The sequence below is a fragment of the Methylobacterium gossipiicola genome, assembly GCF_900113485.1.
GTDB lineage: Bacteria > Pseudomonadota > Alphaproteobacteria > Rhizobiales > Beijerinckiaceae > Methylobacterium > Methylobacterium gossipiicola.
Genome location: NZ_FOPM01000028.1, coordinates 1 through 17,593, shown reverse-complemented (window position 1 = coordinate 17,593; position 17,593 = coordinate 1). Strand labels below are relative to the sequence as shown.

Sequence of the window (17,593 nt, the reverse complement as noted above, 5' to 3'; positions counted from 1 at the left end):
GCCTTGCCGCCGGTCACGGACACAGCACACGCGGAGGGCCGGCCGGCGGCCATCCTCATCGCAGGGCCGACCGCCTCGGGCAAGTCGGGCCTCGCCGCCGCCCTGGCGCGCCGGTTTCAGGGCGTCGTCATCAACACCGATTCCATGCAGGTCTACGCCGATCTGCGCCGTCTCTCCGCCCGCCCGAGCGCGATGGAGGAGGCGCATGTCCCGCACCGACTCTACGGGCACGTCGACGGCGCCATCAACTATTCGGCCGGGCATTTCGCCCGCGAAGCCGCGAGCCTCCTGGCGGATATCGCGCGGGAAGGCGTGCTGCCGATCTTCGTCGGTGGTACCGGCCTGTATTTTCGTGCCCTGGAGGAGGGGCTGTCGGAGTTGCCTCCGGTGCCCGAGGCCGTGCGGGCTGCGATCCGGGCACAGGCCGAGGGCCAGCCGACGGAGGCCCTTCACGCCGCCCTCGCGGAGCGCGATCCCGAGGGCGCGGCAGCCCTGCGGCCGAGCGACCGCGCCCGGGTCATGCGCGCCCTCGAAATGTTCGCCGCGACGGGCAGGCCCATCGCGGCGTTTCACGGGCAGCGGACCCCCGGCCCCCTGGCGGGCCTGCGGCTGCTGAAGCTGTTCCTCGCCCCCGAACGCGAGACCCTGCGGGCCGCCATCGACGCGCGGTTCTTGGCGATGATCGCCGACGGGGCCCTCGACGAAGTCGCGACCCTGCGCGACCGCCGCCTCGACCCGATGCTGCCGATCATGCGCGCCCACGGCGTGCCGGGGCTCATCGCGTATCTCGACGGAACCCTCGACCGGGACGAGGCGATCCGGCGCGGTCAGGCCGACACGCGCCGCTATGCCAAGCGCCAGTTCACCTGGTTTCGCCACCAGATGGGCCCGGACTGGGCCTGGACCGCCCCGGAGGCGGCCGTGGCCCTGGCCGAGGCGCGGCTTACTTATCTAGCCGGGCGATGAGGCTCGACGTGTCCCAGCGGTGGCCGCCCATGCCCTGCACGTCGGCATAGAACTGATCGACGAGGGCCGTCACGGGGAGCCGGGCGCCGTTGCGGCGGGCTTCGGCCAGCAGGATACCGAGATCCTTGCGCATCCAGTCGACGGCGAAGCCGAAGTCGAATTTTTCGGCGTTCATGGTCCGGCCGCGATTCTCCATCTGCCAGGAGCCGGCGGCCCCCTTGGAGATCACGTCGAGCACCGCTTCGACGTCGAGGTCGGCGCGCTTGGCGAAATGGATCGCTTCCGCCAGGCCCTGGACCACCCCCGCGATGGCGATCTGGTTGACCATCTTGGTGAGCTGTCCCGAACCCGAGGGACCCATGAGTCGGCTCGCCTTGGCAAAGCACAGGATCGCGGCCTCGACGCGCGCGTAGGTCTCGGGCTCGCCGCCGCACATCACCGTGAGGGCCGCGTTCTCCGCCCCCGCCTGACCGCCGGAGACGGGTGCGTCGATGAAGTGCAGGCCGGCGGCCTGCGCAGCCTCGGCCAATTCGCGGGCGACCTCCGCCGAGGCGGTGGTGTGATCGACGAAGACGGCGTTCTTCTCCATGCCGGCGAAAGCGCCATCCTCGCCCAGGGTCACGCCGCGCAGGTCGTCGTCGTTGCCGACGCAGGCGAACACGATCTCCTGGCCTCGGGCCGCCTCGCGCGGCGTCGGCGCCGAGGCGCCGCCATGGGCCTTCACCCAGGCCTCGGCCTTGGCCGCCGTGCGGTTGTAGACGGTGACCGTGTGGCCCTTGGCGGCGAGGTGGCCCGCCATCGGTCCACCCATCACGCCGAGGCCCAGGAACGCGACCTTCGCCATCATCCGTCTCCACCGTTCAAACTTGCGATGGATGGGGGTCTAGGTTCGATGGCGCGGGGGGTCAAACGGACGACTCAGCCGCCCGTGACGCTCATGTGGCGCGGCACCGCCGCCGGGCGGGCCCGCTCGATGACGAAGTCGTGGCCCTTCGGCTTGCGCGCGATGGCGTCGATCACCGCCTGGGTCACCAGGGCGTCGTCGGGCGAGGCGCGCAGGGCCGCGCGGAGGTCGGCCGCATCCTCCTGGCCGAGGCACATGTAGAGCTGGCCCGTGCAGGTGAGGCGCACGCGGTTGCAGCTCTCGCAGAAATTGTGGGTGAGGGGCGTGATGAAGCCGAGGCGGCCGCCGGTCTCGGCGATGCGGACGTAGCGCGCCGGGCCGCCCGTGCGGTCGGGCAGGGGGGTCATGGTGTAACGGCTCTCCAGGCGGGCGCGGGCCACGGAGAGGGGCAGGAACTGATCCGTCCGGTCGCCTTCGATCTCGCCGAGCGGCATCACCTCGATGAGGGTCATGTCCATGCCGTCGCCATGCGCCCAGGCGATCATGTCGGCGATCTCGTCCTCGTTGACGCCCTTCAGCGCGACGGCGTTGATCTTGACCTTGATACCGGCCTTCTGCGCCGCCGCGATACCGTCGAGCACCACCTTGAGGTCGCCACGCCGGGTGATGGCGCGAAACTTGTCCGGGTCGAGGGTATCGAGGGAGACGTTGACGCGGCGAATGCCGAGATCGGCGAGTTCGGGGGCGAAGCGCCCGAGCTGCGTGCCGTTCGTCGTCAGGGTCAACTCATCGAGCGCCCCGCTGTCCAGATGGCGCGACAGGCGCCGGAACAGATGCATGATATCCCGCCGCACCAGGGGTTCGCCCCCGGTGATGCGCAGCTTGCGCACACCGCGCCCGATGAACACGGCGCAGAGGCGATCGAGCTCCTCCAGGGTGAGAAGATCGCGCTTCGGCAGGAAGTTCATCTCCTCCGACATACAGTAGACGCATCGCAGATCGCAGCGATCCGTCACGGAAATGCGCAGGTATGTGATCGCCCGTTGGAACGGGTCGATCAGCGGAGCGACGGCGGGAACGGCGTCGGCGTCGGTGCGGGGACCCCACATGCGTGACTCTGAACTCTGCTGGGGGGAAAGCACTGGCGTTTGGTCGCGTGACGAACCTAGCATGAAAACGCATATGAGGTCTTGCGTCCGCCCGGGCAAGCGCGCACCGGGGGTGACGCGTGCGCACGTCCCCCGTTTCCGGAGTCAGCCATGAACCAAGAGACCCTGGATCGACAGGCCCCCATGTCGGCGCCGGAGCGCTGGCCGACGGAGATCCGGCTGTCGGGCGACAAGCGCACCCTCCACGTCGCCTTTGAGGATGGCGGACGCTTTGCCCTGCCCGCCGAGTACCTGCGGGTGTCGAGCCCGTCGGCGGAGGTGCAGGGGCATTCGCCGGCCGAGCGCAAAGTGATCGGCGGCAAGCGCGACGTCGCAATCCTCAACGTCGAGCCGGTCGGCAACTACGCCGTGAAGCTCACCTTCGACGACATGCACGACACCGGCCTGTTCGGCTGGGGCTACCTCTACGATCTCGGCCGCGAGTCCAGGAACCGCTGGGCGACCTACCTGTCGGAACTGGAGGAGCGCGGCCTGTCACGCGATCCCGCCGGGAAATCCGCCAAGGCGAGCGGCGGCGGTAACTGCGGCAGCGGCTGCGGCTGCCACTAGGGGATTCGCTTGAGCGTCCGCGGCGCCCACGCCGTCCCGGCGACGAGCCGGCGGGTCCTCGCCCTCGCGTTGCCGATGACGGTCGCCAACGTGACGACGCCGCTCCTCGGCTTCGTCGGCGCGGCGGTGATCGGGCGCCTCGGCGACGCCGCGCTGCTGGGTGCCATGGCGCTGGGCGCCGTGATCTTCGACGCGATCTTCTGGTCGTTCGGGTCCCTGCGCATGGCCACGGCCGGGCTGACGGCTCAGGCCGTGGGCGCCCGCAACGGCGCCGAGGTCGACCGCACCCTGGCGCGGGCGCTGGCCGCCGGCATCCTCGTCGGCGCCGCGATCGTGATCCTGCAGGGTCCCATCGGACGGGGCGCCTTCGCGTTGAGCGGCGCCAGCCCGGCGGTGATCGCGGGCCTGTCGGACTATTTCCACATCCGCATCTTCGCCGCGCCGTTCACCCTCGCGAACTACGCGATCCTCGGCTCGGTCCTGGGGCGGGGCCGGACCGATCTCGGGCTCGTGCTCCAGATCGCCATCAACTGCGTCAACATCCTGCTCACCCTCGCCCTGGTGCTCGGCGCCGACATGAGCGTCGCGGGGGCCGGCCTCGCCACCCTCATCGCCGAAGCGGCGGGTGTCGGCCTCGGCCTCGTGATCCTCGCCCGCCTCGGCTCGCACCCCTTCGCGGTGCCGCTGCGGGTCGTCGCCGATCCCAAGGCGCTCGCCCGGATGCTCAGCGTCAATGCCGATGTGATGATCCGGACCTTGCTGCTGGTCGGTTGCATTGCGGCGTTCTCGGCGCTCGGCGCCCGCTCGGGCGACGTGGTGCTCGCGGCCAACGCCGTCCTGTGGAATCTCTTCATGATCGGCGGCTTCTTCCTCGACGGTTTCGCCACCGCCGCCGAGACCCTGTGCGGACAGGCCGTGGGGGCCCGCGACCCGGTGGGATTCCGCCGAGCCGCGACCTTGAGTCTCGCTTGGTGCCTCGCCTTCGGGGCCGCCATCGCGGGCGTATCCCTCGCCGGGGGCGGCGCCTTCATCGATGCCGTGACCACGAGCCCCGAAGTCCGTGCGATGGCCCGTCTCTATCTGGTTCCGGCGGCCCTCGCCCCCTTCGTGGCGGCGCTCCCCTTCGCCTTCGACGGCATCTATATCGGCGCCACCTGGACCCGGGCGATGCGCAACCTCATGATCGCCGCGACGGCGGCTTACGCCCTGGCGCTCCTCGCCTTCCACGGGCTCGGCCTCGGCAATGCCGGGCTCTGGGTCGCCTTTCTCATTCTCCTCGGTGGTCGCGGCATCGGGCAGGCCCTGGCCTATCCGAGCCTGACCCGGCGGACATTTTCCCCAGGCGTGACGACGCCTCTTCCGGAGGCCGTGCATCAGGGGCAGTGAATCGGCCCTGTCGCCTGTACTGTCGCGCGGCAAGATCAGGGTATTTGGACACTCTCCCGCGCCGCGCATTGTCTTGTGGACACCCAGGATAATCCGGCAAAATCCCTGATTAGAATGATTCCGATATGCTAACGTGACGAAGAAGCCTCTTTGCTTGCCTTCGCGGCTGGTCTACGCGCTTTCCAATCATGCGCGAGATTTCCATGACCGCCCGATTCATGCTCCCTCGATTCCTGCCGTCCCTCGCCCTCGCGGGCCTCCTCGTCACCGGCGGGTCCGCCGCGCTGGCGAAGGAGATCCCCATCGGACCGCACGTGGTCGAGAACGGCCTCGAAGTCGCCGCCGTCTATCTCCAGCCCATCGAGATGGACCCGCCGGACATGATGCGGCCCGCCGCGACCTCCGATCTTCACCTCGAAGCCGACATCCGCGCCGCCAAAGACAACCGCAACGGCTTCGCCGAGGGCGATTGGGTGCCGTCCCTCGCCGTCTCGTTCGAATTGACGAAGCTCGAGGGCGACGCCGCCACGGGGCCGAAGGTCACCGGCACCCTCATGCCCATGGTCGCCAATGACGGCCCGCATTACGGCGACAACGTCAAGCTGTCGGGCCCCGGCCGGTACCGCCTGAAGCTCACCGTGGCGCCCCCCGGCGCGAACCAGCATTTCGGCCGCCACGTCGACAAGGAGACGGGCGTCGCCGAGTGGTTCAAGCCGTTCGACGTGACCCAGGACTTCACCTTCGCGGGCATCGGCAAGAAGGGCGCGTACTGATCGTGGCCCTGACGTCCCTTCGCCTCGCCCTCGGCATCGCCGCCGTGGTTCTCGGCGGCCCGGCCCTGGCCGAGGACCTGCCCGTCATCAAGGTCGAGATGCGCGACGGGGTGATCATTCCCGACGTGATCGAGGTCCCGGCCAACACCCGGTTCAAGCTCGAGATCACCAACACGGGCAAGAGCCCGGTGGAATTCGAGAGCACGGAACTCAAGCGCGAGAAGGCGCTGGCGGCCGGCGCCACCTCGGCCATCGTGTTCCGCACCATCGATCCCGGCCGCTACGACGTGTTCGACGATTTCCATCCGGAGGCCAAAGCCACCCTGGTGGCGAAGTAGGACGGAAGATTCCTCATGGCGGCATCCGCCTCCATCACACCCGGCGAAGCCTGGGTCGACGCCAAGCTCGCCGCCTTCGGCGACTGGCTGCAGCGCCATGGCGGCGTGATCCGCACGATCCAATGGATCGTCGTGGCGATCTACCTCGTCCTCGTGGCGGTACCGGCCTTCCTGCCGTTGCCCGGCCGCACGGCCCACCTGTGGAACGACCTCACGGTGTTCGCCCAGTTCGCCTTCTGGGGCATTTGGTGGCCGTTCGTTCTGGTGAGCATGGTGGTGGTCGGTCGCGCCTGGTGCGGCATCCTCTGTCCCGAGGGCGCACTCACGGAGTTCGCCAGCCGCTGGAGCTTGGGGCGCGCCGTGCCGCGCTGGCTGAGCTGGGGCGGCTGGCCATTCGTGGCCTTCGCCGGCACCACGGTCTACGGCCAGATGGTCAGCGTCTACGGCTATCCGAAGCCCGTGCTCGCCGTGCTCGGCGGCTCGACACTGGCGGCCATCGTCATCGGCCTGCTCTATGGCCGCAACAAGCGGGTGTGGTGCCGCTACCTCTGCCCCGTCAACGGCGTGTTCGCCGTGCTGGCCAAGCTCGCGCCCATCAGCTTCCAGGTGGATCACGCCGCCTGGGCCGCCTCGCCGAAGCCGAAAGGCGCAGCCTTCAACTGCGCGCCCCTGGTGCCGGTGAAGACCATGAACGGGGCCGGCGCCTGCCACATGTGCGGGCGCTGCTCCGGCTATCGCGGCGCCGTGCGCCTCGCCCGCCGCTCGCCGACCCACGAGATCGTGCATGTAGCCGGCAACGAGCCGAGCCTCGACCAGACCACCCTGATCCTGTTCGGGATGATGGGGCTCGCGGTGGGCGCGTTCCAATGGTCGTCGAGCCCGTGGTTCATCGACGCCAAGCAGTGGCTCGCGACCTGGCTCATCGAGCACGGGACGAGCTGGCCCCTGGAGACGACCCTGCCGTGGTTCGTCCTCACTAATTACCCCGAGCACAACGACGTCCTCACCCTCCTCGACGGCGTGCTGTTGCTGGCCTACATCGCCGCCACGGCCCTCGTCCTCGGCCTGTCGCTGTCGGGGCTGGTGGCCCTCGGGACCCGTGCCCTCGGGGCGTGGTCGTCGCGGCACTTCCACCACCTCACCCAGACGCTGATTCCCGTGGCGGGTTGTGGCGTGTTCCTCGGCCTCTCGGCCCTGACCGTGACGTTCCTGCGCGGCGACGGGATCAACCTGCCCTACGTCTCGGAGCTGCGCGGCGGCTTGCTGCTCGGCAGCAGCCTGTGGAGCACGTGGCTCGCCTGGCGGGTCTCGGGGCTCTACGCGGCGGGCCTGCGCCGGGCCGCCGCCACCCTCGCCATCGCGGCGGCCTGCGGCCTCTCGGTCTTCGGCTGGGTGCTGCTCTTCTGGATCTGGTAACCGGCGCCCCGGCGCGCCCATACGTGTAAGGACACCCGCGCATGATCGGCGCTTTCGTCATCGCCTTCCGCGAGGTCATCGAGGCCGGGCTCATCATCGGCATCGTCCTGGCGGCGACGCGCGGCATAGCCGGCCGTGGCCGCTGGATCGGTCTTGGCATCCTGGGCGGCCTCGCCGGAGCCGCCCTCATCGCATTGTTCGCGGAAAAGATCTCCGATGCCTTCGAGGGCACGGGGCAGGACATCCTCAACGCTGCCGTGCTCATCGTCGCCGTGCTGATGCTCATCTGGCACAACACCTGGATGAGCAAGCACGGCCGCGAACTCGCGAGTGAGTTGCGCGCGGCGGGCGATCGGGTCCGCACCGGCCAGAGCACGGCGGCCGCCCTCGCCCTCGTGGTCGGGGCCGCGATCCTGCGCGAGGGCGCCGAACTCGTGCTGTTCCTCTACGGCCTCGTCGCCTCGGGTACGTCGGGCCTCGACATCCAGCTCGGGGCGCTCGCCGGCGTCGGCGTGGGCGCCGCCCTCTCGGGCGTCAGCTATTTCGGCCTCGCCGCGATCCCGACCCGCTACGTGTTCTCGGTGACGAGCGCCCTCATCATCTTCCTCGCCGCCGGCCTCGCCTCGCAGGCGGCGCAGTTCCTCGCCAATGCCGGTGTCGTGACGGTCCTCGACCGGCCCCTGTGGAACACCGCGTCGGTCCTGCGTGAGGATAGCTTGGCCGGTCGCGTTCTCCACGCGCTGGTCGGCTACACCGACCGTCCGAGCGTGCTGCAGGGTGTGGTCTATCTCGGCACCATCCTGATCATGATCGCCCTGATGCAATGGTCGTCGGGCGGCAAGCCCCGGCAGGTTCGCACGGCCTGAGGCCCGCATGCACGTTCATCACGCGCCCGACGCCCCGGCGGCCGACACCATCGGATTCGACAGCTTCCTCGCCGTCGATATCCGGGTCGGCACCATCGTTTCGGCCGAGGCGTTTCCACAGGCGCGCAAGCCGGCCTTGAAGCTCGTCATCGACTTCGGCGCCGCCATTGGCCTCAAGCGGTCGAGCGCGCAGATCACCGAGCATTATCGAATCGAGGATCTGCCCGGCCGTCAGGTCGCCGCAGTGGTGAACTTTCCGCCCCGCCGGATCGGACCGTTCGTGTCGGAGGTCCTGACCCTCGGCTTTCCCGATGCGGACGGCGCGGTGGTGCTGTTCGCCCCCGACCGCGCCGTGCCGAACGGCGGCCGCCTGTTCTGATCTACCGGCGCGGAGGCGCGCCCGCGACCCAGGCGACGATCCGCGCGGACAGGTCGGCGGAATCGCCCGCCAGCGTCACCATCTTCTGGCGGCTCGTCTCACCGGAGACGATGCGGATATCGCGGCGGCGCAGGTCGAGCGCCTCCGCGAGGTAGGCGATGAGGGCCGCATTGGCCGCCCCCTCCACGGGGGGCGCGGCGACGCGCAGTTGCACCGCTCCCCGTCCGTCGGCCCCGGTCACGACACCGTCGAGGCCCGTCCGGCTGGCCCGGGGCGTCAGCCGGACGGCGAGGCGAATGCCGTCCGGAATCGGCGCCCAGGGTAGGGGCTGCGTCACAGTTCGCCGGTGAGGAACTGCGCCCGCCCATGGCCGAACGACCAGTCGGCATCGCTGTTGACCATGCACGACACCATCACGTCGGAGGGGGCGATGCCGCAGGCGGCGTGGAGCTTCTCCGTCAGCAGGCGATAGAAGTCCTGCTTCGCTTCCTCGGAGCGCGGACGGGTGAACACCTGCACCACGACGACGTCCTTCGTGCGCGGGATGCCCAGCCCCGTATCCTCAATGATCATCCGTGACGGCTTGTGCTCCGTGACGATCTGGTAGCGATCGCCGGCCGGCACCTTAAAGGCTTCGAGCATCGCCTCATGGGCGGCATCCAGGAGGGTCTTCAGCTCGGCGTCGGTGCGGCCTTCGAGGAGGTCGAAGCGGATCAGCGGCATGGCGGTCTCGGGGTTGTTTCGTCGAACGGTGGACAGGCTCCACCCCGCGGCGGCTCTACAACATTCGGCACCCGGGCCGAAGATCGGAAGCGTCGAGCTGTCAGCGTGACGGGGTGACCCCGGCGCCGATGTTGCACTAAGGTGCGCCGCATCAATACGGGAAGCCTCGATGTCCGATCTCCGTCTCCGCCGCAGCGTGCTGTACATGCCCGGCTCGAACCAGCGCGCCCTCGAAAAGGCCCGTACCCTCGCGGCCGACGCGCTGATCCTCGACCTCGAGGATGCCGTGGCACCGGAGGCCAAGGAGATCGCCCGCGAGCAGGTCTGCGCGGCGGTGAAGGAAGGCGGCTACGGCGACCGCGAGATCATCATCCGGGTCAATGCCCCGCAGACGCCCTGGGGTGAGTCCGACCTCAAGGCGGCCATCGAGGCGTGTCCCGACGCGATCCTGATGCCGAAGGTGTCGTCCCCGGCGGTGCTGGAGAGCATCGCCAACCATCTCGAAGCCCTGGAAGCACCCGACAGCATCGCCGTATGGGCGATGATCGAGACCCCTGCCGCCATCCTCAACATTCAGGAGATCGCCAAGGCGAAGCGCGACCGGCGCACCCGCCTCGCCGGCTTCGTCCTCGGCACCAACGATCTCGCCAAGGACACCTGGGCGCAGCTCGTGCCCGGCCGCGTGCCGATGCTGCCCTGGATGATGTTCACCCTCGCGGCAGCCCGCGCCGAGGGCCTGGCCATCCTCGACGGGGTCTGGAACGACATCGGCGACGTCGAGGGTTGCCGCGCCGAGTGCCAGCAGGCGCGAGACCTCGGCTTCGACGGCAAGACCTTGATCCACCCCAACCAGATCGAGCCGGCCAACACCTGTTTCGCGCCCTCCGAGGAGGAGGTCCGCCGCGCCCGCATCGTCATCGAGGCGTTCGACAAGCCCGAGAACCTCAAGCGCGGCGCCATCAAGATCGAGGGCCGCATGTACGAGCGCCAGCATATCGGCATGGCCCGCCGCGCCGTGAACTGGTCGGAGGCCATCGCGGCCAAGGGGCAGTAAGCGCCGGCGCGAAACGTGGCCGGGGCGAGTGCCCCGGCCCGCTCATCCGTGCAGGTGATCGAGGACGGCTCGGCCCGCCGGGGTGACGGCGTAGCGCGTGCGCTGGGTGCGCGGCGCCCGTTCGGTGACGGTGAGGAGCGCGACCTCGCCCACTAGGGTCTCCACCGCCCGTAACACCAAGGCGTGCTCGACGCCAAACACGCGCGCGAAACTCCGGCTGTCGGCGGCAAGCCCGAGATGCAGGGCCGCGAGGATGCCGGCTTCGAGGGTCGAGATCCCCGGCTGCAGGGCGGCGACGGACTCCGTCACCGCCAGGAAGGTCTCGGCGTCGGCGGGCGGTTCGCTCACGCGGCGGCCGGGGCGCGGAGTTGCACCATCACCGATTTCGAGGTCGGGGTGTCGCTGCCCTCGCCGAAGGTCGAGAGCGGCACGAGGACGTTGAGCTCGGGGTAATAGCCGGCCAGAGACCCGCGCGGCATGTCGAACGGCACGAGGCGGAAGCCTTCGGCCACTCGGGTCACGCCGTCCTGATGGGTGCCGACGATGTCGACCCGGTCGCCGGTCAGCGCCCGAATCTCGGCGAGGTCGTCGGGATGGGCGAAGACCACGCGGCGCTCGCCATAGACGCCGCGATAGCGGTCATCCAGGCCATAGATGGTGGTGTTGTACTGGTCGTGGCTGCGGAAGGTCTGGAGCACGAAGGTGCCGGGGGCCTGGCCGGCGCGCTGGTGCTCGGTGGCCTCGGGCAGCCGGTCGGCCGAGAAGTTGGCGCGCCCCGTCGCGGTCTCGAAGTTGCGCTCCGCGGCCAGATTCCGAAGCATGAAGCCGCGCGGCCGGCGCACCCGCACATTGTAGCCCGTGAAGCCCGGGATCGTCCGCTCGATGAGGTCGCGGATGCGGTCGTAATCCTCGGCGAGCCCGGCCCAATCGACCTTCTCCGAACCGACGGTCGCCTGCGCCATGCCGGCGATGATGGCGATCTCGGACAGCAGCTCCTTCGAAGCCGGCTTGTTGATGCCGCCCGAGCCGTGGACCATGCTCATGGAATCCTCGACCGTGACAATCTGGATCTTGCCCTGAGGGTTGCGGTCGATCTCCGTCCGCCCGAGGCAGGGCAGCAGGTAGGCGACGCGACCCGGCACGAGGTGCGAGTGGTTGAGCTTCGTCGCGATGTGGACGGTGAGTTCGCAGGAGGACAGGGCCTTGGCGACGAGGGCCGTATCCGGCGTGGCGCGGGCGAAGTTGCCGCCGAGCCCGATGAACGCCTTCGACGAGCCGTCGAGCATCGCCCCGATGGCCGCGATGACGTTGTGGCCGTGCTGGCGCGGCGCCGGGAAGCCGAATTCGGCCTCCAGGGCATCGAGGAGGGCGGCGGGCGGCTTCTCATTGATGCCGACCGTCCGGTCGCCCTGCACGTTGGAATGGCCGCGCACGGGGCACAAACCCGTGCCGGGACGCCCGACATGGCCGCGCAGGAACAGCACGTTGGCGAGTTCGCGAATGGTCGCGACGGAATGGCGGTGCTGGGTCACACCCATGGCCCAGGTGCAGATCACCTTGTCGGCCCCGAGATAGACCTCCGCCGCCACCTCGATATCGGCGCGGCTGAGGCCCGACTGGTCCTCGATGGCCTCCCAGGTGGTGGCGTCCACCACGGCCCGGTAGGCCGCGAGGCCCTCGGTGTGATGGGCGAGGAACGACCGATCGAGCACCGAGGGCTTGCCGGCGGCGAGCGCCGCGTCGTCGGCGGCGAACACCGCCTTGGCGATGCCGCGGAAGGCCGCCATGTCGCCGCCGAGACGCGGCTGATAGTAGTGGCTCGCCACAGGGGCACTCGCCCCGCGCAACATCTCGACGGTGTTCTGCGGATCGGCGAAGCGTTCGAGGCCGCGCTCGCGCACGGGGTTGAACACCACCACGCGGGCGCCGCGGGTCGCGGCCCTGCGCAGGTCGCCGAGCATGCGCGGATGGTTGGTGCCGGGGTTCTGCCCCACCACGAAGATGGCGTCGGCCTTCTCGAAATCCTCGAGCAGCACCGTGCCCTTGCCGATGCCGATGGCCGCCTGGAGGGCGACGCCGCTGGCTTCGTGGCACATGTTCGAGCAATCGGGGAAGTTGTTGGTGCCGTAGTGGCGCGCGAACAACTGATAGAGATAGGCGGCCTCGTTGGAGGCGCGACCGGAGGTGTAGAACTCGGCCTGATCGGGGGAGGCGAGGGCGCGCAAGGCGGCGCCGATGGCCGCGAAGGCGTCCGCCCAGGTCGTCGGCACGTAGCGGTCGGATCCCGCATCGTACCGCATGGGGTGGGTGAGACGACCCTCGCCCTCGAGGGCGTAATCGGTCCAGCCGCGCAGCTCGCTCACCGTGTGCTTGGCGAAGAATTTCGGCGGCGTGCGCTTGTCGGTGGCTTCCCAGGAGACGGCCTTCACGCCGTTCTCACAGAATTCGAACGATGACCCATGGGCGGGATCGCCCCAGGCGCAGCCCGGACAATCGAAGCCGTCGGGTTGATTGGCCTTCAGCATGGCCCGTGCGCCGGAGAGCGGCGCGCGGCTGCTCAACAGGTGCTTGCCACAGCTTTTCAGCGCACCCCAACCGCCGGCGGCGGACGAACGCTTCGGGGTGGCGACCGGCTGATCCATGGACGATCCTGGTTGAAATGCGTGAGGCCGTGGCGGCCCTCGTTCCCCCGCAGGTATCGCACCGCACAGCGTGCGCTCAATCGCGTGAAAACGCAGGCCAGTCATGCGCTTGTGAGGCGCGTAGCTTCGCCCCTGGGGAGTTTCGCGCCGGTTAAAGACTGCGCTGCCGCAAGCAGGTGGGGTATGCGTCTATGGAGGGGGCCGTGTCGCCCCGAACAGCCGGGGAACACAAGGATGCGGACTCCCATACGGGTGAGCGCGGCCGTCATCGTCGGGCTCGCCGTCGCCTTCGGCATGATGGCCCACGACCGGCAACGGGGGGCCGAATGGGCGATCTCGCCCGAGCAGATCGCCGATGCGCAGGGCGCCGGAAAACTCGGCGTCGAGATCGGGCCGGGCCGGTTCGCCATCGTGCCCGTCGCCAGCGAAGGCGCCGATCTCCTGCCGATCAAGTGGGGTCTGATCGGCCTGCTCGTCGCCTGTATCGTCCTCGTCGGAACCGGTCAGCGGGGGCGGCTTCGCCTCTGAGCTCCATCGGCGCTGTCGTCCTCCACCCCCCAAGGGGCGGAGGTCCGAAGCCGGTTCAATCCGCCATCGTGGCGAGGGACTTCGCCTCGCGACCGACGACCCCCGCGAGGCTCACCGCCTCCTCGGCCGCCATCCGGGCGACGAGGCCCGTCTTGATGGCCTCGATCAGCGCAGGCCCCTGATAGACGAGGGCCGAGTAGAGTTGCAGCAGGCTCGCCCCGGCCAGGATCTTGGTCCAGGCGGCTTCCGCCGAATCGATGCCGCCGACGCCGATGAGGGGCAGCCGCGATCCGACCCGCAGGTAGGCTTGCGCCAGGAGGCGGGTCGCGGGCCGGAACAGTGGACGGCCCGAGAGGCCGCCGGTCTCGTGGGCCGCCGCCTCCGTCAGGGTCGCGGGCCGCGCGATGGTGGTGTTGGACACCACCATTGCCTGGACACCGCGCTTGAGTGCCGTGGCCGTGATGGAATCGAGGGTGTCGAGGGTGATGTCGGGGGCGATCTTGAGGAGGATCGCCGTGCCGGGATGGACCACGTCACGCGCCTCCACCACCCGCGCCAGGAGATCGTCGAGGAACGCCTCGCCCTGGAGGTCGCGCAGACCCGGCGTGTTGGGCGAGGACACGTTCACGGTGACGAAATCGACCAGGGGCGCCAGGGCGCGGGTGCAGGCGACGTAATCGGCCAGCCGATCCTTCGCGTCCTTGTTGGCGCCGATATTGACGCCGATCCGGCCGGGCCGTCCCTGGCGGGCGGCGAGGCGGCGGCACACCACCTCGAGCCCTTCGCTGTTGAGGCCGAACCGGTTGATGACGGCGCCATCGGCGGGCAGACGAAACACGCGGGGCGCCGGGTTGCCCGGCTGGGCCAGGGGCACCACGCCGCCGACCTCGACGAAGCCGAACCCGAGGCCCAGCAGCGCATCCGGCACCTGCGCGCCCTTGTCGTAGCCCGCGGCCAGACCGACGGGATTGGGGAAGCGCCGGCCCAGCACCTCGACGGCGAGCCGGGCATCGTCGGCGGCGGGCCGGCGCGGCGGCAGCAGGGACAGGCCCCGGATGGTGAGATTGTGCGCGGCCTCCGCGTCGAGGCGGTGCAGCAGGGGTTTCGCCAGGGGAAACAGATTGGGAAGGGGAAACAGCGCGCCGATCATGCCACGTCTCCGAAACCGCGCGGAAATGCGTGGCGCCCGTCCGGCCCCACCGGCAGATCGTGTACGGCGCGGACGGCGGAGACGGGCAGGTCACCGTAGAGATGCGGGAACAGGTCGCCGCCCCGCGACGGCTCGAAACGCAGGGCGTCGCCCAGGACCTCGGTCTCGACGGCGACGAGGACGAGGTCGTGCACCCCCGCGAAATGCCGCGCCGCCGTTTCGGCGGCCTGAGGGGCGGTGGAGAAATGAATGAAACCGTCGGCCACATCCACGGGCGCCCCGGTGAAGCGGCCCGTCGCTTCGGCCGCCGCCCAGAGATCCCGTGGGCAGATCTTGTAGACGAGGGGCATCCGGTTTCCTTGACGGCGCGGGTATGGCGTTCGGGGCGTTGAAGGGCGCGCGTCGCCTGATCGCGCGGCCACCGGCCCGGCGATAGAGCGCCGGCCCGGTGGCCGCAACCTCAGCCGCGCACGGCCGGACAGGCGATCGCGGCGAAACAGAACGGCCCGCGCCCGGTATCGTACCGTTGCTTTCCCGATGTTTTAGTTCTACTTTCCTACTCGTAGGCTGAGCGTCTCACGAACTTCCCGCCGCGAGCCTCTCGATGTTGTCGCACGAGCAGATCTGGACTGCCATCGACCGGCTGGCGGAGCGCCACGGCTTCTCGGCATCCGGACTCGCGCGCCGCGCCGGCCTGGATGCCACGAGCTTCAACCGCTCGAAGCGCATCGGTCCGGATGGGCGCAAACGCTGGCCTTCGACGGAGTCCATCGCCAAGGTCCTGGCCGCCACGGGCGCAAATCTTGACGATTTCCTGCGGCTCATCGAGGTTCGCACCGGCCCCGTCCGCTCGATGATTCCCCTCGTGGGCATGACGCAGGCCGGCTCGGGGCGACTGTTCACCGACGAGGGCATGCCCACGGGCGGTCCGGGCTGGGAGGAGATCGAGTTTCCCGATCTCGCCGACGACCGGTCCTTCGCCCTGGAAGTGCAGGGTGATTCCATGGCGCCGCTCTACCGCGACGGCGATGTCCTCATCGTCTCGCCCTCCGCCAGCGTCCGCAAGGGCGACCGCGTGGTGGTGCGCCTCGATGCGGGCGAGGTCCTGGCAAAGGAACTCAAGCGCCGCACCGCCCGCACCATCGAACTCGCCTCCCTGAATCCCGAGCATCCGGATCGGATCGTCAATGTCGGCGACATCGCCTGGATCGGCCGGGTGATGTGGGTGCGGCAGTAGCGTTGCGGGTGGCGTGCACGGGGACGCTTTGGTCCTCCCCCCGGTTCGGTCTATGCCTCCCCCGAGACTCGATTTCCCGAACCGTGGAGATGCCATGGCCTTGCCGCCGGACGATGGGTCGCCGGAGCCCCGGCCGGATGTGGAGGAACACGCCGTCCTGGCGGCGTCCCGCGTTCCCGCCTTCCTCGTCGAGGCCGCCCCCGGGGGAGGGCGCATCGTCTTCGCCAATCCGGCCTTCCTGGCCCTGATCGGCCACGGGGCCGAGTCGGTGCTCGGCCGGAGCCCCGCCCTGGCCCTGGGCTGCGCCGAAGACCGGATAGCCCGCGCCCTCCTCGATACGGCCCTTGCCGACGCGCCGCCGGAGGGAAGCGAACTCCTGGTCCGGACGCGATCGGGCGCCGCGTTCTGGGCCCAGATCCTCGTGGCCCCCCTCGACGCGGTCGCCTCGCCCGGCACGCCCCGATGCATCGTGCAGGTCGTGGACGTGTCCCGGCGCCGCGATGCCGAGAGCGCCCTCGACCTGTCGCGGCAACGTGAGGCCCTGGGGCTCCTGACGAACAGCGTCGCGCACGAATTCAACAATTTTCTCCAGATCCTCATCGGCTACATCGACGGTCTCAAGCGGCGCCTCGGCGACCGCGACGAACCATTCATCCAGCGGGCCATCCTGCGCTCGACGGATGCGGCCGAGCGGGCGACGATCCTCACCCGACAGCTCCTCGCCTTCTCCCGCCGGATCGCCCCGGACGTGCGGCCGGTGGACCTCAACGCCCTGATCACCGCCTTCGGCGCACGGGCGAAGACGACCCTACCGGCGCGGATCACCCTCGACGTTCGGACCACGCCCGGCCTCGCCTGCGGCCTGAGCAACCCCCGTCAGGTGGAGCTCGCCCTCACCCTCATCCTCGCCAATGCGTGCGAGGCGATGCCGGGGGAAGGCCGCATCACCATCGCGACCTTCGCGGTGCCCCCCGGCGACCGCGGCCTGCAACGGCCGGCCGACGGCGCCGTCGGCATCACGGTGACGGATACGGGCCACGGCATGTCGCCCGAGATGGCGGCGCGGGCGCTCGCCCCGTTCGTGACCAGTCGCGAGGCCGGACGCGGCACCGGCCTCGCCATCGTCCACGGCCTCGTCAAACGCCAGAACGGCACCGTGGTGCTCGACAGCAAATCCGGCGAGGGCACCGTGGTGCGCTTGGTGTTTCCGGCCGTCGTCTAGGGCCTGTCGTCGCTTGAACGGAGTGGCGCGTTTTGCGTTTTCGTCTCTCTGATTGCGGGAGGGACGATGCTGAGCGACGCGCAATGGTCTGAACTGGAGCCTCTGGTCGAGGCGTGCCGGCCCAAGGCCAAGACGCCGCCGCAGGACCTGCAACGCACGCTCTCGGCGATCCTGTGGCGGCATCGGAACGGCGCCAAATGGCGGGCGATCCCGGAGGAACTGGGTCCGTGGTGGCGGGCCGCCCAGATCTTCATCCGCTGGTCCCGGGCCGGTGTCTGGGAGCGGCTGCTCAGCCTGGTGCAGGAGCGCGGCGTCCAACTCGGGATGGTGTTCCTCGACGGCACGACCGTG

Annotated in this window: 21 protein-coding genes; 13 read left to right on the top strand and 8 right to left on the bottom strand. The window is 69.6% G+C overall.

What is annotated here, in order from left to right; genetic code table 11:
• The first annotated feature begins 3 nt into the window (after positions 1 to 3).
• Positions 4 to 966, top strand: a complete 963-nt coding sequence (gene miaA, locus BM249_RS18340) for a tRNA (adenosine(37)-N6)-dimethylallyltransferase MiaA (protein WP_091974727.1) — start codon at positions 4 to 6, stop codon at positions 964 to 966.
• Here the strand turns inward: miaA and BM249_RS18335 are convergent.
• Together BM249_RS18335 and moaA are read right to left on the bottom strand one after the other, a co-directional pair.
• A complete protein-coding gene (locus BM249_RS18335) occupies positions 944 to 1,810 on the bottom strand; it encodes an NAD(P)-dependent oxidoreductase (protein WP_091974780.1) in 867 nt (288 codons plus the stop codon). The two genes, miaA and BM249_RS18335, sit on opposite strands and share 23 nt — an antisense overlap.
• 74 nt (positions 1,811 to 1,884) lie before the next feature.
• Positions 1,885 to 2,919 (bottom strand): GTP 3',8-cyclase MoaA, encoded by a 1,035-nt coding sequence (gene moaA / locus BM249_RS18330; RefSeq protein ID WP_091974725.1) that lies wholly within the window; start codon positions 2,917 to 2,919, stop codon positions 1,885 to 1,887.
• 150 nt (positions 2,920 to 3,069) lie between these two features.
• Between moaA and BM249_RS18325 the strand changes: the two genes are divergently transcribed.
• The 7 genes from BM249_RS18325 (at position 3,070) to BM249_RS18295 (ending at position 8,686) form a co-directional block, all read left to right on the top strand.
• Positions 3,070 to 3,528 (top strand): gamma-butyrobetaine hydroxylase family protein, encoded by a 459-nt coding sequence (locus BM249_RS18325; RefSeq protein ID WP_425284853.1) that lies wholly within the window; start codon positions 3,070 to 3,072, stop codon positions 3,526 to 3,528.
• 75 nt (positions 3,529 to 3,603) lie between these two features.
• A complete protein-coding gene (locus BM249_RS18320) occupies positions 3,604 to 4,914 on the top strand; it encodes an MATE family efflux transporter (protein ID WP_091974776.1) in 1,311 nt (436 codons plus the stop codon).
• A gap of 188 nt (positions 4,915 to 5,102) precedes the next feature.
• On the top strand, positions 5,103 to 5,687 hold the full coding sequence (locus tag BM249_RS18315; protein ID WP_091974723.1) for an iron transporter: 585 nt from the start codon (positions 5,103 to 5,105) through the stop codon (positions 5,685 to 5,687).
• 2 nt (positions 5,688 to 5,689) lie between these two features.
• A complete protein-coding gene (locus tag BM249_RS18310) occupies positions 5,690 to 6,025 on the top strand; it encodes a cupredoxin domain-containing protein (protein WP_091974721.1) in 336 nt (111 codons plus the stop codon).
• Between the two features lie 15 nt (positions 6,026 to 6,040).
• A complete protein-coding gene (locus BM249_RS18305) occupies positions 6,041 to 7,441 on the top strand; it encodes a 4Fe-4S binding protein (protein WP_091974719.1) in 1,401 nt (466 codons plus the stop codon).
• A gap of 41 nt (positions 7,442 to 7,482) precedes the next feature.
• Positions 7,483 to 8,307 (top strand): FTR1 family iron permease, encoded by an 825-nt coding sequence (locus BM249_RS18300; RefSeq protein WP_091974718.1) that lies wholly within the window; start codon positions 7,483 to 7,485, stop codon positions 8,305 to 8,307.
• A gap of 7 nt (positions 8,308 to 8,314) precedes the next feature.
• Complete coding sequence (locus tag BM249_RS18295) at positions 8,315 to 8,686, top strand: tRNA-binding protein (protein WP_091974716.1); 372 nt, start codon at positions 8,315 to 8,317, stop codon at positions 8,684 to 8,686.
• Between the two features lies 1 nt (position 8,687).
• On the opposite strand, the gene BM249_RS18290 is transcribed toward BM249_RS18295, so the two are convergent.
• Both BM249_RS18290 and BM249_RS18285 read right to left on the bottom strand, forming a co-directional pair.
• Complete coding sequence (locus BM249_RS18290; protein WP_091974714.1) at positions 8,688 to 9,023, bottom strand: DUF167 domain-containing protein; 336 nt, start codon at positions 9,021 to 9,023, stop codon at positions 8,688 to 8,690.
• A complete protein-coding gene (locus tag BM249_RS18285) occupies positions 9,020 to 9,409 on the bottom strand; it encodes a tautomerase family protein (protein WP_091974712.1) in 390 nt (129 codons plus the stop codon). The genes BM249_RS18290 and BM249_RS18285 overlap by 4 nt, the downstream gene beginning before the upstream one ends.
• Positions 9,410 to 9,578: 169 nt before the next feature.
• Between BM249_RS18285 and BM249_RS18280 the strand changes: the two genes are divergently transcribed.
• On the top strand, positions 9,579 to 10,463 hold the full coding sequence (locus tag BM249_RS18280) for an HpcH/HpaI aldolase/citrate lyase family protein (RefSeq protein ID WP_091974710.1): 885 nt from the start codon (positions 9,579 to 9,581) through the stop codon (positions 10,461 to 10,463).
• 42 nt (positions 10,464 to 10,505) lie between these two features.
• On the opposite strand, the gene BM249_RS18275 is transcribed toward BM249_RS18280, so the two are convergent.
• Together BM249_RS18275 and BM249_RS18270 are read right to left on the bottom strand one after the other, a co-directional pair.
• Positions 10,506 to 10,811: a hypothetical protein gene (locus tag BM249_RS18275; protein ID WP_091974708.1), complete on the bottom strand. Its 306-nt coding sequence runs from the start codon at positions 10,809 to 10,811 to the stop codon at positions 10,506 to 10,508.
• Complete coding sequence (locus BM249_RS18270) at positions 10,808 to 13,105, bottom strand: FdhF/YdeP family oxidoreductase (protein ID WP_091974706.1); 2,298 nt, start codon at positions 13,103 to 13,105, stop codon at positions 10,808 to 10,810. Before BM249_RS18270 ends, BM249_RS18275 begins: the two co-directional genes overlap by 4 nt.
• Before the next feature lie 234 nt (positions 13,106 to 13,339).
• Here BM249_RS18270 and BM249_RS18265 point away from each other — a divergent pair, with 234 nt between their 5' ends.
• Complete coding sequence (locus tag BM249_RS18265; RefSeq protein ID WP_091974704.1) at positions 13,340 to 13,633, top strand: hypothetical protein; 294 nt, start codon at positions 13,340 to 13,342, stop codon at positions 13,631 to 13,633.
• A gap of 55 nt (positions 13,634 to 13,688) precedes the next feature.
• Here the strand turns inward: BM249_RS18265 and BM249_RS18260 are convergent, their stop codons facing one another.
• Complete coding sequence (locus BM249_RS18260) at positions 13,689 to 14,783, bottom strand: quinone-dependent dihydroorotate dehydrogenase (protein WP_091974702.1); 1,095 nt, start codon at positions 14,781 to 14,783, stop codon at positions 13,689 to 13,691.
• Positions 14,780 to 15,133 carry a DUF952 domain-containing protein gene (locus tag BM249_RS18255; RefSeq protein ID WP_091974700.1) on the bottom strand — a complete coding sequence of 118 codons (354 nt, stop codon included), beginning with the start codon at positions 15,131 to 15,133 and terminating at the stop codon, positions 14,780 to 14,782. Before BM249_RS18255 ends, BM249_RS18260 begins: the two co-directional genes overlap by 4 nt.
• A gap of 254 nt (positions 15,134 to 15,387) precedes the next feature.
• On the opposite strand from BM249_RS18255, the gene BM249_RS18250 reads away from it, so the two are divergent.
• From BM249_RS18250 to BM249_RS18240, 3 genes are all read left to right on the top strand, one after another.
• The gene (locus BM249_RS18250; RefSeq protein ID WP_091974698.1) at positions 15,388 to 16,020 is read left to right on the top strand and encodes a S24 family peptidase; all 633 of its coding nucleotides are present in this window, start codon (positions 15,388 to 15,390) and stop codon (positions 16,018 to 16,020) included.
• Between the two features lie 94 nt (positions 16,021 to 16,114).
• Positions 16,115 to 17,242: an ATP-binding protein gene (locus BM249_RS18245; protein ID WP_091974696.1), complete on the top strand. Its 1,128-nt coding sequence runs from the start codon at positions 16,115 to 16,117 to the stop codon at positions 17,240 to 17,242.
• Positions 17,243 to 17,308: 66 nt separating this feature from the next.
• Positions 17,309 to 17,593 (top strand): transposase (locus BM249_RS18240; protein WP_143103798.1); only part of this gene is annotated, 285 nt, incomplete at its 3' end.